This is a genomic window from Methylobacterium persicinum (assembly GCF_022179525.1).
GTDB classification, from domain to species: domain Bacteria; phylum Pseudomonadota; class Alphaproteobacteria; order Rhizobiales; family Beijerinckiaceae; genus Methylobacterium; species Methylobacterium persicinum.
In genome coordinates this window covers 79175-95593 of the sequence record NZ_BPQX01000034.1, presented here as the reverse complement: position 1 = coordinate 95593, position 16419 = coordinate 79175, and the positions used below count along the sequence as shown (strand labels likewise).

The window sequence follows — 16419 nt, the reverse complement described above, 5'->3', positions numbered from 1 at the left end:
CTCAAATCACAATGTCAAAGAACCACGATCACCCGCCCCAAGGGCAGAGACCCTACACCCTACGGAACTCACGAACCGATCCACCCCAGGCTTGCACCACCGCCCGGCACGCATCGCTCGATTGTCGGTAAGGTCGTCCGCCACAGCGCCACAACAGCACCAGAGACAGACAGTGCAGCGTCCGGTTCGCTTCCGCGGCCGGCGCCGATGAACAGGGGTATACGCAGTCGGCTCAGGGTCGTCAACACCGATTTTCGCGGAAATGCCGAATCCCGTGCCGCAGCCTGTCACAGCCTCAGGCGGGGAGGGTGAGGACCATCCCGTCATAGGCCGGCTCGATGCCCTCCGGCAGGCGCGCGGCGAGGGTGGCGTAGTCGAGGTCGGTGTGCAGGTTGGTGAGCACCGCCCTGCCCGGCTTCACCTCGGCGATCAGGGCGAGGGCGTCGGACACCGAGAAGTGGGTCGGGTGCGGGGTGTGCCGCAGGGCATCGACGATCAGGAGATCGAGGTCCCGCAGGTGCTCCAGGCTCCGGGGCGGGATCAGGCTCACGTCTGGCACGTAGGCGGCCCTGCCGAAGCGGAAGCCCAGGGCCGGCTCATTGCCATGCTCCACGGGGAGGGGCTCCGCCTCGATGGCGCCCCCCGGCCCTTGGACGGCCACCCGCCCCTCGTGCGGGAGGTCGTGGAGGTCGAGGATCGGCGGATACTCGCTACCTTCCGGCGTCTCGAAGCAGTAGCCGAAGCGAACGTTCAGAAGGGCCCGGGTGTAGGCGTCGGCATGGACCCGGATACGGGCCCGCATCCGGATCACCAGGGGACGCAGGTCGTCGATGCCGTGGGTGTGGTCGGCGTGGGCGTGGGTGAACAACACCCCGTCGAGCCGGTCCACCTCCGCATCCAAGAGCTGCTCGCGCAGGTCGGGGGAGGTGTCCACGAGGACGCTGGTGCGCCCGCCCTCCCCATCGCGCGCGACGAGGATCGAGCAGCGTCGGCGGCGGTTGCGTGGCTCGTTCGGATCGCAGGCACCCCAGCCGCTGCCGACGCGGGGCACGCCGCCGGACGAGCCGCAGCCGAGGATGCGCAAGGTCAGCGTAGCCATCCGGATCTCCCGGCTCGGTCGTATCGCGGGAAAGCCGCGCCTGTCACGCCCGTCCGGGCTGCGCCCTGTCGAACAGACGGAAGAAATTGGCCGTGGTGATCGCCGCGAACTCCTCCTCCGGCAGGTCGAGGGTGGCGGCGAGGGACCGGGCCGTATGGGCGGTATAGGCCGGTTCGTTGGTGCGCCCGCGATGGGGCTCGGGCGTGAGGAAGGGCGCGTCGGTCTCCACGAGGATGCGGTCGCGGGGGATGCTCCGGGCGATATCGCGCAGCTCGTGGGAGCGACGGAACGTCACGATCCCCGAGAAGGAGACGAACAGCCCGATCTCCACCCCCACCGCGGCCAGCCGGGCGCCGGAGGAGAAGCAGTGCAGCACGGCCCGGAAGGGGGCCCTGACCATCTCCTCCGTGAGGACCCGCTCCATGTGGTCGTCGGCGTCGCGGGCATGGATGACGAGGGGCAGCCCCGCCTGCCGTGACGCCTCGATATGGGCGCGCAGCACACCCTCCTGCACGGCGGCGGGGGCCCCATCGGGATAGTGGTAGTCGAGGCCCGCCTCGCCGATCCCGACGCAGCGGGGGTGGTCGGCCAGCGCCGCGATGGTCTCGGGCGGGGTATCGGGCTCCTCCCCTGCCCCGTCGGGATGGGTCCCCACCGTGAACCAGACCTCCGGATGAGCCTCGGCGATGGCCCGGTAGGTCGCGACCTTCGCCACCCGGGTCGAGATGGTCAGCATCCCGCCGATCCCGGCCTCCCTGGCGCGGGCGATCACGCCCGGCAGGTCGCTGGCGAAGGCGGGAAAGTCGAGATGGCAATGGCTGTCGATGAGCATCGCAAGGCTGTCGGTTGCAGTGGCGTTCCCCTCTCCCCGCCTGCGGGGAGAGGCCCGGTTGCACCCCGCCGTGCAAACGGGGAGCGAAGGCGAAGCCGGAGCGCTGGTGAGGGGGCCCCACGGAGGGGCCTCATGGGGCACGCCCCCTCACCCTCGGCTGCCGCCTCGCCGCGGCGACGACGAGGTCGCCGCGGCCCTCTCCCCGCAGGTGGGGAGAGGGGAATGAGCCTCACGCCGCGGGCGCCTCCGGCCGCTCGAAGCGGGGGAAGACCGGGCTCGGGGCGGGCAGGGGCGTGCCGGGTACGAGACGGCCGCCCTCCCCCAGCGCCGCGAAATCGCGGGCGTCGCCCGGCACCGCCAGCAGGTCGAGGAGCCTGCCCGCCGAGTCCGGCACGAAGGGCTGCACGAGGATGCCGACGCCGCGGATCGTCTCGAGGGTGGTGTAGAGCACCGCGTTCATCCGGGCCGGGTCGCTCTTGCGCAGCTTCCACGGCTCCTGGCCGGCGAAGTAGCGGTTCGCCTCGGCCACCACCGCCCAGATCTCGGCGAGGATCGTGTGAAGCGCCAGATCCTTCATCAGGCCCCGCGCCTTGTCGGCCAGGGCGTCGACCTGGGCCAGCATCACCCGGTCCACCTCGGCCAGCTCGCCCGGATCGGGCACGGCGGCGTCGCAGTTCTTGGCCACCATCGACAGGGAGCGCTGGGCGAGGTTGCCGAGGTCGTTGGCGAGGTCGGCGTTGATGCGGTTGATGATCGCCGCGTGGTCGTAGTTGCCGTCGCCGCCGAAGGGTGCCTCGCGCAGGCAGAAGTAGCGCACGGCATCGACGCCGAAGGTCTCGGCGAGGTCGAACGGATCGACCACGTTGCCGAGCGACTTCGACATCTTCTCCCCCTTGCTGAGGAAGAAGCCGTGGCCGAACACGCGCTTGGGCAGGGGCAGACCCGCCGACATCAGGAAGGCGGGCCAGTAGACGGCATGGAAACGCACGATGTCCTTGCCGATGATGTGCAGGTCCATCGGCCAGAATTTTTTTCCGGTGCTCGCCTCGTCGGGGAAGCCCGTCACGGTGAGGTAGTTCGTCAGGGCATCGACCCAGACATACATGACGTGGCCGGGATGGCCCGGCACCGGCACGCCCCAGTCGAAGTTGGTGCGGCTGACCGAGAGGTCCTTCAGCCCGGCGCGGACGAAGCTCGCCACTTCGTTCCTGCGTGTGTCCGGCCCGATGAAGTCGGGCTGCTCCTCGTAGAGCTTCAAGAGCCGGTCCTGATAGGCCGAGAGGCGGAACAGGAAGTTCTCCTCCTCCATCCAGACGACGGGGGTGTCGGTGGCGATGGAACGGCGGCTGCCGTCCTCCAGCAGCCGGGTCTCGGCCTCGTCGTAGTAGGCCTCGTCGCGGACCGAGTACCAGCCGGCATATTTATCGAGGTAGATGTCGCCGTTGGCCTCCATCCGCTGCCAGATCGACTGGGCGGCGGCGTAGTGGGCGGGCTCGGTGGTGCGAATGAACCGGTCGTAGGAGCAACCCATCCGGTCGGCCATCTCGCGGAAGCGCGCCGCGGTGCCGTCGACATAGGCGCGGGGGCTGATCCCGGCCTTCGTCGCCGCCTGCTGGATCTTGAGGCCATGCTCGTCCGTGCCGGTGGAGAACAGCACGTCGCAGCCGTCGAGCCGGTGGAACCGGGCGATGGCGTCGGCGGCGATCACCTCGTAGGCGTGGCCGATATGCGGGGCGCCGTTGGGGTAGGAGATCGCCGTCGAGAGGCTGAAGGTCTTGCGGGGGGAAGGGCCGTCCGTCACGCTCGCGTCCGCTGATCAAGGGGCCCGGGGCTCCCGCGTCCTCAGGCGCCCGCCACCCGGCTCAGGTCGGCGAAGAGCGACAGGACGACGGGCCGGCGGTCGAGGTTGTAGGTCGCGGCCTCCCGGGCGCTGCGGGCGAACCTTTCACACACCTCCACGAGCGCCGCAAGGCGGGCCACGGGCTCCCCCTGCCGCCGCGCCAGCTCGGCGGAGACGAAGCGCAACACCGCGTCGCCGGCGGCGGCGAACCGCTCCTCCCCGTCCCGGCCGGCGAGGGTCTCGGCGAGCTTGAGGACCCGGCCCCAATCGGGGGAGGCCGCCCGGGAGAGCAGGGTCTCGACCTCGGCGACGAGGCCGGCGGTGACGGGGTCGATGAGCCCGAGGGCCCGGCCGACGGACCCTTCGGCGAGGCCGACCGCCCGGGCCAGGGCCGCCTCGTCCGGCTGGACGAAGGGCGGCGGCAGGGCGCGCACGGCCTCCGCCACCTCCCCGTCCCCCAGGGGGCGCAGCATCAGTGCCCGGCAGCGGGAGCGGATGGTCGGCAGCAGCCGGCCCGGCTGGTGGGCGAGGATCAGGAACAGGGCCCGGGGCGGGGGCTCCTCCAGCACCTTGAGCAGGGCGTTGGCGGCATTCGCGTTGAGGTCCTCGGCGCTGTCGAGGATGCAGACCCGCCAGCCCGAATCCGCCGCCGTGGAGGCGAACAGGTCGAGGGCCTTGCGCACCATGTCGACGGAGATCTTCGTCGGCAGGGTCTTGACCCCCGGCGCCCTGTGACGGCGCAGGGCGACGAGGTTCGGGTGCGAGAGGCCCGCCACCTGCCCGTGGACGGGGTGATCCGCCGGAATCGCGAGCCCCGGCGGCCCGTCGCCCTGTGGGTAGCCGAGGAGGCGCCGCGCCACGCGGTAGGCCAGGGTCGCCTTGCCGATCCCCGCCGGCCCGCCGATCAGCCATGCATGGTGAAGGCGTCCGTCGGCGATGCCCTCCCCGAAGGCGGCTTCCGCCGACCCGTGCCCGACGAGGGTCGCGGTCTCCCGGGGGCGGGGCAGTCCCGGCCGGTCGCCGATCTCCTCATCCGTGTTGTCAGCCGCCATCGCGCGCCTCCCCTGCCCCGGCGAGGCCCGGCAGCCGACGGTCCAGTTCCCCGCGGATCGCGGCCTCCACGGCATCGGGACCGGACGTGGCGTCGATCACCGCGCAGCGCCCCGGTTCCGCCTTCGCGATCTCCAGGAAGGCGGCCCGCAGCCGGGTGTGGAAGCCGAGGGCCTCGCCCTCGAACCTGTCGGGCCCCTGCCCCACCGCCTCGCCCCGGGCGGCGGCCCGGGCGAGACCCGTTTCCGGGGGCAGGTCGAGGATCAGGGTCAGGTCGGGCCTCGTGCGGCCCACGACGACCCGCTCCAGGGCCGTGAGGACCGCCGGGTCGAGCCCCTCCGCCGCGCCCTGGTAGGCGTGGGTCGAGTCGATGAATCGGTCGCAGACGACGCTCTCTCCCCGGGCCAGGGCGGGGCGGATCAACCGGTCGAGGTGATCGAGGCGGGCGGCGCTGAACAGCAGGGCCTCGGCGAAGGGCCCGTAGGGTTTGGCCACGCCGGCGAGGAGGGCGGTGCGGATCTCCTCGGCCCAGGGCGAGCCGCCGGGCTCGCGGGTCACGGTCACCGGCCGGCCGGTGCGGGCGCGGAGCGTCGCCGCGAGGCGGGCGGCCTGGGTCGACTTGCCGGCCCCCTCCCCGCCTTCGAGGGTGATGAAGACGCCCCGGCCGGCGGGCTCCCTGTCCTGGATCGTCACGGAGGGGTCGTCACTGGACGGCGGTCACGAGGGGTTGGCGGCGGCCCGCTCCCCGGGCTTGGCCCCGGCGGCCTTGTCGAAGGCCTTGCGCATCAGGCCGGTGCCGAATTCCAGGGCCGCATCCATGGCCCGCTGGCTGAGGGTGCCCTGGGCCACGGAGGCGCCGGCATAGAGCGGCTGGTCGAGGGCCACCACGTCACCCCGCTGGACCCGCAGGACGCCGACCTGCTGGCCCTCTGTCACGGGCGCCTCGAGGGGGCCCTGGTAGATCACCTTGGCGCTGACCCGGTCGTTGGCGCCCCGGGGCAGCAGCACCCGCACCGGCTTCTTCGCCACGAGGGGAACGGAGCCCGCCTCGCCGCCGAAGACGGACGCCTCGGCCACGGTCTCGCCGGGGGCGAAGACCTGCCGGGGCTCGAAGGCCCGGAAACCCCATTCCATCAGCTTGCGCGATTCCGAGGCCCGGTCCCGGGCGGTCTTGAGGCCCGAGACCACGAGGACCAGCCGCTGGCCGTTCTGCACCGCCGAGCCGGTGAGGGCGTAACCGGATTCCTCCAGGAAGCCGGTCTTCAGCCCGTCCGCGCCGATGTCGAGGGTGAGGAGCGGGTTGCGGTTCTGCTGCCGGATCTTGTTCCAGGTGAACTCCTTCTCGGAGAAGATCTTGTACAGGTCCGGGTATGTTTCGATGATGTGGATGGCGAGCCTCGCCATGTCCCGGGCGGTCACCTTCTGGTCGGGCGCCGAGTAGCCCGTCGCGTTGCGGAAGGTGGAGTTCGTCAGGCCGATCTCCTTGGCGCGCTGGTTCATCAGCCCCGCGAAAGCCTCCTCGGTGCCGGCCATGTTCTCGGCGATGGTGATCGCCGCGTCGTTGCCCGACTGCACGATCAGCCCGCGGAGCAGGTCCGACATCTTGATGCGGCTGTTGACCTGGGCGAACATCGACGAGCCCCCGCCCCCGGCGCCGCCGCGCTTCCAGGCGTCCTCCGTCACCGTGAACTCGGTGTCCATGGAGAGGCGGCCGGACTTCAGGGCCTCGAACACGATGTCCGTAGTCATCAGCTTGGCCATGCTGGCCGGGGAGAACCGCTCGTCGGCGGCCCGCTCGAACAGGACCGAGCCGGAATCGGCATCGATGAGGATCGCGTGCGGTGCCGCCGTCTGGAAGCTCTGGGCCACGGCGGGCGCGGCGAAGGCCAGAGCGGCAACCGAGGCTGCGACCAGGGGGGCGGCCAGGAGAGACAAAAGGGTCCTGCGCATCGCGGATCTCCGGCGGGCCACGGATTGCGATCCTTCATGAGGATCGGCGGTCGCGTCTGCCGCTTCTGCGTCAGAAACCTGCGGAACGGAACAGCACAGAGCGACGAGCGTGACCATATCGCGTTTCCGCACCGCAATCGAACGCGAATTGCCGCGGGGACGCGGGTTCCCTCAGTAGATGCCGGCGTAGCGGGCGCCGTGGCCGGTGGGACGGGAGGCGGGTTCGGCTGCCTTCGCCACCTGCTTGACGGGCTCCTTGTTGACGGACTCCTTGCCCTTCCCGCCCTTGCCTGCGGGCGCCGCCTGGGTGGCGAGGCGGGCCATGGCGAGCTTGGCCGATTCCGGCATCGCCGCCGGGACCGGGCCTCGGCCGCCCTTGCGGGGCTCGAGGGCAGCCGAGGCGAGCTTGGTGACGGCGGGGGCCTCGTGCCGCCCGGAGGCGGCCTTCACCGTCACGGACGGATGCAGCGGGCCGGGATTGCCCGCCGACACGGCGACGCCGGCCACCTTGACCGGGGCGAGCCTGACCGCGGCGGTCTGGACCGGCGCCGGCTTGAACTCCCTCGTCCGGACGGCCGTGGGCTGCACCGCGGCCGGGACCGCGACGGCGGCGCTCGCCAGCACGATCGGCGCCCGCACCGGCCGGCGCGGGGCCTCCTCCGCGGGTTCCGGGGCCGGCTTGTAGGCCAGGGGGGTCGCCCCCCGGGAAAGGCCCTCGGTCTCCTCGGAGGGGCCGAGGTCCGCCACCATCACCGAGGAGCGCGAACCGGCCGGGCGGCCGTCCGTGCGCAGGGTGGCCATGAGCTTGCGGTCGTCCGAGCCGGCCAGGGCGGCCTTGCCGACATACTCCACCCGGACATGGGCCGTGCCCTTGCGGTGGAAGCCCAAAGCCTCCGCAGCCTCCTCCGAGACATCCATGACCCGCCCGGCATGGTAGGGGCCACGGTCGTTCACCCGCACGATCATCGACGACCCGTTGTCGAGGTTCGTGACCCGGGCGTAGCTCGGGAGCGGCAGGGTCGGGTGGGCGGCGGCAATGGAGTGGCGGTCGAACACCTCGCCGTTCGCGGTCATCCGCCCGTGGAAGGCGGAGCCGTACCATGACGCCAGCCCTTCGCGGACATAGCCGCGGGGATTCTCTTTTGGCGTGTAGGTCTCCCCGGCGACCACGTAGGGCTTGCCGGTGTAGCGGCGCCCGCCGCCCTTGGGGATCACGTCGCCCTCGTTGTAGAGGCGGGGGCTCGCCTTGACCCCGTATTTCGGGTCGACCCCGTTGCCTCCGGCGAGCTTCGTCGCGGTGTTCGAGGCGCAGTTGGCGGTGGCGAGGGCCACGGCGGAGACGGCCAGGAACCGCAGGGCGAAATGCCCGGGCCGGGTTTGCGTCATACGCATCACGCGGGGATACCAACTCTACTCGGGACCGGCCCGGAACCGGACCTCGCCGGCACCGCCGGGTCCCTGGAGAATTGTCGCCGTGACGTAAAGGAAGCCTGAACGGAACGGCCCGGGACCCCGCCATCCACGGTCTCGTGCACGCCGAGGCTTCAGGCAACGGATGAGGAGCGGGGCTCAACCCCTTGGCGGAGAGAGGTTCCACCGGGTGATGGGCAAGGGAATAGCCGGTATCCCGACGTGAGGGAGCTCTCCTCAGGCGATCTATGAGGATAGGGCGCCAAGTCATTGTCTTGTGGCGGGAAATGCCAGCGACCCTTCCACCTCGTCTTTGCGATCGGAGCGAAGCAACCCAGGGATCCGCGTCGTCCTGAGGCGTCCCGCTGCCCTGGATTGCTTCGCTCCGCTCGCAAAGACGGTGGGAGGTGCGCGCCTCTGCCCCCCGGCGCCTTGTCAGCGCGGCGGGTGATCGGTGAGCTGGGCGATCGAGCGGGCCCCCCGTTGCTTGAACAGCAGATCGAGGGCTTCCAGCATCAGGCCGTGCATCTTGGTGCGCTCGGCATAGGCGAGATCGCGCAGCTGGTCGTAGACCGGCGGCTCCAGATAGACCGACATCTGGCGGGCGCGCTGCTTAAGGGTCTGGGCGGCCCGGAGGGATTCGCCCGTCTTCTCGTTCTCGTCTCCGGCCCGCCCGTCCGGCTTGGTGGCCGGGGCGAGGGACACGATCTCGGCGCTGCGCAGGCCGGCTCCGCCCCGGCCCGGGGCAGGGCGTTCCGGCGGGCTCGCCGCCGCGACGATCGCCGCGAGGCTGAGCTTAGGCTGCTTGGACATGCTTGTCCGTCCGGGCCGCCTGGGTGCGGCGCTCGATCCAGCTCCAGAGCTTGCGCACCTCGGCGGCGGCTTGGCCCTTCGGGTTCAGCTCCGTGACGCCGAGGCCGAGGCCGATGGCGTCCTGGTGGTCCGTGCGGGCGACGATGTTGACGTCCGGCAGGATGCCGAGGACCGCCAGGCCGTCGGAGGCGTCGCGCACCCGGTAGGAGCGGGGCGGGGTCTGGTTCAGGACAAAGGCGAACTTCTTCTCCAGCCGATAGACGGCGGCGAGGGTGGGCTTGAAGGCGCGCAGGTCCGCCGGCGTCGGCCGGCACGGGATGATGCACAGGTCCGCGGCGCGGATCGCCGACAGGGTGCCGGGCGAATCGACGCCGGGCGTGTCGATGAAGACGTAGTCGTAGGCCGATTCGCGCAGGCGCTCCATCACCGGGTCGAGCTGCGCGGCGTCGATCTGGGCCACCTCGGGCCCCTCCACGGTGCGGTGGTCGAGCCAGTCCGAGACCGTGGCCTGCCGGTCCATCTCCAGGATGCAGACCGAATGCCCCGCCTCCCGCGCGGCCACGGCCAGGGAGATGCAGAGCGTGCTCTTGCCGCTTCCGCCCTTCTGGGTGACGAATGTCAGCGCCTTCATCCGCGGACGTCCTCCTGCCTGGGCCGAACCCCCGGGGCGGTCCTGTCACAGGAGCCGCGTGAGACCGGATTCGGACCACCATCTGCGATCCTGCGATCCAAGGATCATGGCGTCAGAGGTGGACGCAGTATGGTTAATGGTTCGTTAAAGAGGCTCGAATCGCAATGACCATACGGGGCAAGGCGATCCGGATGGCCCCGGCACAAAAGTCCTGTGGAATTCATACCTAAGGTTTTGAAATGGCCGAGATCGCGTCATTCACTCTTTCCAGTGTGAAAAGAATGACGTAGCCTCATCGTCTTACGGCCGGACCCCGAGGTATTCTAACCTCAGGTTTACGCCGGTCAGGACAGTCACGATGGACAAACCGATCCCGCAATCCGTGCTGAAGGCCTCCGGTGTCGTGGGCACCTGGGTCCACGATCACTGGGCGGGCCGACTCTCGCTCTCTGGGAGCTTCCCGCGGCTCCTGGGCCTCGACCCGGTGATGGCCGCCCGGGGCGTGCCCCTCGCGGCCTTCCTCGACCGGACCCATCCGGACGACCGGATCCGCATGGAGAACTACCTCTACGCCGTGGGCGCCATGGGCGGCCCGGTGGAGGCCGAATTCCGGACCTGCGACTCGCTCTCGGGGATCCGCACGCTGGTGATGCGGGGCCGGATCGAGCGCGACCCCACCGGGTCCGTGGCGCAGGGATGCGGCATCGCCATCGACCGCACGGACGAGCAGGTGGCCGGCCTCGCCCAGGCCGAGCTGATCATGAACCGCATGGCCGAACACGTGATCGCCCTGCGTGGCCTCGCCCAGACCCTGCGCCGCCCGGTGCTCATCGAGCGGGTCGAGCAGCTGATGGTGGCGGTCGGCTTCGAGCTCGCCCGGTTCGTGCCCGAGCCGGAGGACGAACTCCTGCATTGAGCGGGTCCCCGGCGATTGAACTGCCCGGCGCAGGCGCGCTACCGTTCCGGAAAGACGGAGGGGACGATGGGCGACACGATCTACGACCGGGACCTCGATCGGGTCGCCGCCAACCACCAGCCGCTGTCGCCCCTCCCTTATCTCGACCGGGCGGCCAGGGTCTTTCCCGACCATATCGCAGTCATTCACGGCGGCCTGCGCCGCACCTATGCGGAGCTCTACGGCCGCGCCCGGCGTCTCGCCTCCGCCCTGAAGGCCCGGGGAATCGCCCGGGGGGACACCGTCGCCGCCCTCCTCGCCAACACGCCCGAGATGATCGAGTGCCACTACGGCGTGCCGATGACCGGGGCGGTGCTGAACACCCTCAACACCCGCCTCGACGCCGCCGCGATCCGCTTCTGCCTGGAACACGGGGAGGCGAAGGTCCTGATCGTCGACCGGGAATTCTCCCGCATCGCCGGGCCGGCCCTGGAGGGCATGGCGGCCCGGCCCCTCGTCATCGACGTGGACGACCCGGAGTATGATGGTTCCGGCGAGGCCCTGGGCGAACTCGGCTACGAGGCGTTCCTCGCCGGGGGGAATCCCGAGGAGGAGTGGGCACTTCCCGCGGACGAGTGGGACGCGATCAGCCTCAACTACACGTCCGGGACGACCGGCGACCCCAAGGGCGTCGTCTACCACCACCGGGGGGCGGCCCTCCTGGCCCTCGCCAACGTGGTCACGGGCGGGCTCGGCCGGCACCCGGTCTATCTCTGGACCCTGCCGATGTTCCACTGCAACGGCTGGTGCTTCCCCTGGACCCTGTCCATCGTGGCCGGCACCCATGTCTGCCTGAGGCAGGTGCGGGCGGAGGCCATGTACCGGCTGATGGCCGAGCATGGGGTCACCCACCTGTGCGGCGCGCCGGTGGTGATGCAGCTCCTGATCAACGCCTCCGATGCGGAGCGCCGCCCCCTGCCCCGGCGGGTGGCCTTCTTCACCGCCGCCGCCCCGCCCCCGGAGGCGGTGCTCGCCGGCATGTCGGAAGCGGGCTTCGACGTGACCCACCTCTACGGGCTCACGGAGAGCTACGGCCCGGCCGTGGTCAACGAATGGCACGCCGGCTGGGACGCCCTTTCGGCCGATGCGCGGGCGGCGAAGAAGGCCCGCCAGGGAGTGCGCTACCCCGTGCTCGAAGCCCTCGACGTCCGCGATCCCGAGACGATGGAGCCGGTCCCCGCCGACGGGACCACGATGGGCGAGGTGATGATGCGCGGCAACGTCGTGATGCGGGGCTACCTCAAGAACCCGAAGGCGACGGAGGCGGCCTTCCGCGGCGGCTGGTTCCGCACGGGGGACCTCGGCGTCAAGCACCCCGACGGCTACGTGCAGCTCAAGGACCGCTCGAAGGACATCATCATCTCCGGCGGCGAGAACATCTCCTCCATCGAGGTGGAGGATGCGCTCTTCAAGCATCCGGCCGTGGCGGCGGCGGCGGTGGTGGCGAGGCCCGATGCGAAATGGGGGGAGACCCCCTGCGCCTTCGTGGAGCTGAAGCCGGGGGCCACGGTCTCGTCCGACGACCTGATCCAGTGGTGCCGGGGGCGGCTCGCGTCCTACAAGCTGCCCCGCCACGTCGTCTTCGGCGAGTTGCCCAAGACCTCGACGGGCAAGATCCAGAAATACGTCCTGCGCGCCCAGGCCCGGGAGGAGTGACGCGGCGCGTCAGGCTTCCGGGCGATGCGGGGCGCGGCGGGCTTCGGCCTGTACCCGCACCGGCACACGCCGGGCCGCCTTCAGATCCTCGGCGACCTGCACCAGCACGGCGCGGAACGAGACAAGGCTGAACAGGGCGATGCCCGAGACGAGGGCAGCGGAGACAAGGGTCTTGGCGGTTTCGGCGTCCACGGTGGGAATCCTCGGTCTGATGCCTGTCGGCACACGGACAAGGTGGCGTCGGTCGGCCCGATCCGCCACCGGCTTTCCCGTCGGCGCTGGCATGCGCCGGGCGCGCCGCACGAAACGTCACGTTCTGCCGCTACCACCGCCTGATGCGCGCCGGCCGGGCTAAAGGATATCAGCCCGGGCCGGCCGCGTTTGCGTCGGCCGCCGCGAGCGCGGCCGACGGCGTTGGTCCCGGGGGAGTGGAATGGTCGGACGGAAGCGGAGACGGGGCGCGGCGGTGGCGGCCACGGTCGCAGGGGTTCTGGTCGCGGGGATCCTGACCGTCCCACCCGCCCTGGCGCAGGGGACGGTTCCGCGGGTGTCGAACGAGCCGCCGAACCCGGCGCCCAGCGATCCGGTGACGAGGTCGAGCTACTTCTACGTCGGGGGCCGCTACCAGAAGGTCGGCGAGAAGACCCTGATGGTCGGCCAGATGTTCGTGCAGGTCCGCACCCCGGCCAAGGTCACGCAGCCCTACCCCGTGGTGATGGTCCACGGCCTCGCCCAGACCGGCGTGAACTTCCTGGCGACGCCGGACGGCCGGTCCGGCTGGGCCCAGCGCTTCGTGGAATGGGGCTATCAGGTCTACGTCGTCGATCAGGTCGGCCGCGGCCGCTCCGGCACGAATCCTGAGGTCTACGGACCCTACGACCGGCTCGGGACCCGGGACCTGGAGCGGACCTACACCGCGCCGGAAGTTTACGACCTCTATCCCCAGGCCAAGCTCCATACCCAGTGGGCGAACGGAGCGGGCGTCCAGGGCAACCCGAGCTTCGACCAGTATTTCGCGAGCCAAGTGCCCTACCTCGCCAACAGCCAGCAGACCGAGGAACTGGTCGATACGGCGATGATGGCCCTGTTCGATCGAACCGGACCGGCGATCCTCCTCACCCACGGGCAGGGCGCCCTGTTCGGCTGGGCCCTCTCCGATTCCCGGCCCGACCTCGTGAAGGCGCATATCGCCGTCGAGCCCAGCGGGCCGCCCTTTTTCGACGTCAAGTTCCGCGGCGGCAAGGATTTCTGGGAGAAGTCGGGCGACGGACGGTCCCGGGCCTACGGCCTCACCCGCATCCCCCTGACCTTCGATCCGCCGGTGAAGACCCCCGAGGACCTCGTCGTCGTCCAGCAGGCCAAGCCCTCGGCCGACGGGCAGATCCGCTGCTGGCTGCAGGGCGATCCGGTGCACACCCTGCCCAACATCGCCAAGGTGCCCACGGTGATCGTGACGGCGGAGGCGTCCTTCCACGCCGCCTACGATGATTGCACCGCCGCCTTCCTGACCCAGGCCGGCGCCAAGCCCGACATCCTTCGCCTCGCCGACCAGAAGGTCCGCGGTAACGGCCACATGGTCATGGTCGAGAAGAACAGCGACCTCGTTGCCGACACCGTGATGGGGTGGCTGTCCGGGCGGCCGAAGTAGGTCGGCCGCCCCACCCTCCCCCTCCTTCGTTCGCGACGACGGAGCGTTTACGCCTTGCAACACGCCCGCCGGCCGAGAGGTCGCGCGGGCGTGATCGTTTCGCCACAACCCACGGTAACAGCCCGATCACCCCTTGCGGTAGTGCCACGCTCCGCGTACCCAAGCGAAAAAGCGCAGTTGGCGCAATAGTTTATCATAATTCTAAACAGCGCGTCAGCCCCGGCGGAGCCCCCTCCGCCGAACGGGATCGGCTGTCCGGTGAGTTCGAGGAGCGAGGCAGTGAGAGTCGGTCGCACACGCACGGAAGCCCCGCGGACCCTGGTCCTGGCGGGGGCATCCCTTGTCGCCCTCACGGCCGCCCTCACCGCGGCGCACGCCCAGCAGGGCGGCTCCAGCGTGCGGCTCGACGAGATCAGCGTCGAGGCGCAGGGCGCCGGCATGCCGGCCGGGACGGTGACGTCCGGCACGGGCGGGGCCGCGGCCCGGGGGGTCGAGGATCCCAAGGGCCCCATCGCCGGCTACGTGGCGACGCGCACGACGACGGCCACCAAGACCAACACCCCCCTGATCGAGACGCCGCAATCGATCACGGTGATCGGCCAGCAGCAGATCCGGGACCAGAACGCCCAGACCCTGACCCAGGCGACGCAGTATGTGGCCGGCGCCTATGCCGGCACCTTCGGCGCCGACACCCGCATCGACTACCTCACCCTGCGCGGCTTCGTGGTGAGCGACTACGGCATCTACCGGGACGGGCTGCAGCTGCTGAATTACGGCTTCGGCTACTTCAAGGTCGACACGTTCGGCCTGGAGCGGATCGAGATCCTGCGTGGCCCCGCCTCGGTCCTGTTCGGCGCCGGCTCGCCGGGGGGCATCGTCAACACCGTCAGCAAGCGCCCGACGGAGACCCCGTTCGGGTATGTCGAGGTGGGCGGCGGCTCCTTCGGCCAGAAGTACGGCGCCTTCGACATCGGCGGACCGGCCGACAAGGAGGGCCACTGGTTCTACCGCCTGACCGGCTACGGCCGGAACGGCGGCACCCAGGTCGATGGCGCGCCGGACGACAGCTACTACATCGCCCCGGCCATCACCTATAAGCCCGACGGGGCGACCCACTTCACCCTGCTGTCGAGCTTCCAGCACGACAACACGGCGGTGACCTCGAACTTCCTGCCCTATCTCGGCACCGTGCGCCCGAACCTCTCGGGCCTGCGCATCCCGCGCTCCCTGAACCTCGGCGATGCGGGCTTCAACACCTTCACCCGCGACCAGGCCTTCGTCGGCTACGAGTTCGAGCACGCCTTCGACAACACCTTCACCTTCCGGCAGAATCTCCGCTACGGCTTTAACCAGAGCGCGCAGAACGCCGATATCGGCCAGCTCGGCTACAGCGATGCCGCGCAGACCCGCCTCGCCCGCTACCAGTTCCTGACCAGTACCAAGGTCAACCTGTTCCAGGTCGACAACCAGCTGGAGGCCCGCTTCTCGGACGGATACTTCCGTCACGACGTGCTGCTGGGGCTCGACTACAAGAACTACCAGCTTCACGACAATCAGGGCACGAACTTCGCGGCCGGATACACGGTCCCCGACCTGAGCATCCTGAACCCCGCCTACGGGCCGGCGACCGGGCGCCCCCTGCCCTACCTCGTGAATGCCGATTCGTTCACGCAGCTCGGCGTCTACCTGCAGGACCAGATCAAGATCTCCGACCACCTGACCCTGGTGCTCGGCGGCCGCCAGGATTTCGCCGACGACCGGGTGGTCGACAAGCTGAACAACGGCACCGGCAGCAACGGCCGCAGCGACAGCGGCACCACCTACCGCACGGCGCTGATCTACAACTTCGACAACGGGCTTGCCCCCTATGTCAGCTACTCGACCTCGTTCCAGCCGCTGATCGGCACCGGCATCGACAACCAGACCTTCAAGCCGGAGACCGGCACGCAGGTCGAGGGCGGCGTGAAGTTCGAGCCTCCGGGCCAGGGCTACTTCCTGACGCTGGCCGGCTTCGACATCCACCGCAAGAACGTGCTCACCGCCAACCCGGCCAACGTCCTGTTCCAGGCGCAGCTCGGCGAGGTTCGCTCCACCGGCTTCGAGGCGCAGCTGGTGGCGAGCCTGACCGACGGGCTCAACGCCATCGCCTCCTACACGATCTACGGACTCACCAACGAGCGCGGCACCGCCGACATCCTCGGCAAGGTGCCGGTCAACATCCCCGAGAACTTCGCCTCGCTGTTCCTCGACTACACGATCCAGACGGGCGACTGGCGCGGCTTCGGCTTCGGCGGGGGCGTGCGCTATGTCGGCCGCTCCTTCGCCGACACCGCCAACACCCTGCGGGTGCCGGACTACGTGCTGTTCGACGCGCAGGTCCATTACGAGTGGGACCGCTGGCGTCTGGCGGTCAACGCCTCGAACATCGCCGACAAGCGCTTCGTCTCATCCTGCCAGTCCTCCGCTTCCTGCTTCTACGGCGATGCGCGGCGGGTGCTGGCGAGCCTGAGCTACAAGTGGTGAGGTGATCGTGCG

Annotated in this window: 14 protein-coding genes; 4 read left to right on the top strand and 10 right to left on the bottom strand. The window is 70.1% G+C overall.

What is annotated here, in order from left to right:
* Positions 1-295 precede the first annotated feature (295 nt).
* The 9 genes from MFF22_RS15610 to MFF22_RS15570 all read right to left on the bottom strand — a co-directional run bounded on the left by MFF22_RS15610 (position 296) and on the right by MFF22_RS15570 (position 9625).
* Entirely contained in the window at positions 296-1099 is an 804-nt protein-coding gene (locus tag MFF22_RS15610; RefSeq protein WP_238249896.1) for an MBL fold metallo-hydrolase, read from the bottom strand.
* A 43-nt stretch (positions 1100-1142) separates the two neighbouring features.
* Positions 1143-1931 carry a TatD family hydrolase gene (locus tag MFF22_RS15605; RefSeq protein ID WP_238249895.1) on the bottom strand — a complete coding sequence of 263 codons (789 nt, stop codon included), beginning with the start codon at positions 1929-1931 and terminating at the stop codon, positions 1143-1145.
* A gap of 229 nt (positions 1932-2160) precedes the next feature.
* A complete protein-coding gene (metG, locus tag MFF22_RS15600) occupies positions 2161-3732 on the bottom strand; it encodes a methionine--tRNA ligase (protein WP_238249894.1) in 1572 nt (523 codons plus the stop codon).
* A 41-nt stretch (positions 3733-3773) separates the two neighbouring features.
* Positions 3774-4823, bottom strand: a complete 1050-nt coding sequence (locus MFF22_RS15595; protein ID WP_238249893.1) for a DNA polymerase III subunit delta' — start codon at positions 4821-4823, stop codon at positions 3774-3776.
* Positions 4813-5514 carry a dTMP kinase gene (gene tmk, locus MFF22_RS15590; RefSeq protein WP_238249892.1) on the bottom strand — a complete coding sequence of 234 codons (702 nt, stop codon included), beginning with the start codon at positions 5512-5514 and terminating at the stop codon, positions 4813-4815. The genes MFF22_RS15595 and tmk overlap by 11 nt, the downstream gene beginning before the upstream one ends.
* Before the next feature lie 24 nt (positions 5515-5538).
* Positions 5539-6771 (bottom strand): D-alanyl-D-alanine carboxypeptidase family protein, encoded by a 1233-nt coding sequence (locus MFF22_RS15585; protein WP_238249891.1) that lies wholly within the window; start codon positions 6769-6771, stop codon positions 5539-5541.
* 171 nt (positions 6772-6942) lie between these two features.
* A complete protein-coding gene (locus tag MFF22_RS15580) occupies positions 6943-8163 on the bottom strand; it encodes a septal ring lytic transglycosylase RlpA family protein (protein WP_238249890.1) in 1221 nt (406 codons plus the stop codon).
* 453 nt (positions 8164-8616) lie between these two features.
* Complete coding sequence (locus tag MFF22_RS15575; RefSeq protein ID WP_238249889.1) at positions 8617-8994, bottom strand: ribbon-helix-helix domain-containing protein; 378 nt, start codon at positions 8992-8994, stop codon at positions 8617-8619.
* A complete protein-coding gene (locus tag MFF22_RS15570) occupies positions 8978-9625 on the bottom strand; it encodes a division plane positioning ATPase MipZ (RefSeq protein WP_238249888.1) in 648 nt (215 codons plus the stop codon). The genes MFF22_RS15575 and MFF22_RS15570 overlap by 17 nt, the downstream gene beginning before the upstream one ends.
* Positions 9626-9983: 358 nt before the next feature.
* On the opposite strand from MFF22_RS15570, the gene MFF22_RS15565 reads away from it, so the two are divergent.
* Together MFF22_RS15565 and MFF22_RS15560 are read left to right on the top strand one after the other, a co-directional pair.
* On the top strand, positions 9984-10541 hold the full coding sequence (locus tag MFF22_RS15565) for a PAS domain-containing protein (RefSeq protein ID WP_238249887.1): 558 nt from the start codon (positions 9984-9986) through the stop codon (positions 10539-10541).
* A 66-nt stretch (positions 10542-10607) separates the two neighbouring features.
* Positions 10608-12236 (top strand): acyl-CoA synthetase, encoded by a 1629-nt coding sequence (locus tag MFF22_RS15560; RefSeq protein ID WP_238249886.1) that lies wholly within the window; start codon positions 10608-10610, stop codon positions 12234-12236.
* Between the two features lie 9 nt (positions 12237-12245).
* On the opposite strand, the gene MFF22_RS15555 is transcribed toward MFF22_RS15560, so the two are convergent.
* Entirely contained in the window at positions 12246-12428 is a 183-nt protein-coding gene (locus tag MFF22_RS15555; protein WP_238249885.1) for a hypothetical protein, read from the bottom strand.
* A gap of 241 nt (positions 12429-12669) precedes the next feature.
* Between MFF22_RS15555 and MFF22_RS15550 the strand changes: the two genes are divergently transcribed.
* On the top strand, positions 12670-13884 hold the full coding sequence (locus MFF22_RS15550) for an alpha/beta hydrolase (RefSeq protein ID WP_238249884.1): 1215 nt from the start codon (positions 12670-12672) through the stop codon (positions 13882-13884).
* 279 nt (positions 13885-14163) lie between these two features.
* A complete protein-coding gene (locus tag MFF22_RS15545) occupies positions 14164-16407 on the top strand; it encodes a TonB-dependent siderophore receptor (protein WP_238249883.1) in 2244 nt (747 codons plus the stop codon).
* The last annotated feature ends 12 nt before the right edge of the window (positions 16408-16419 follow it).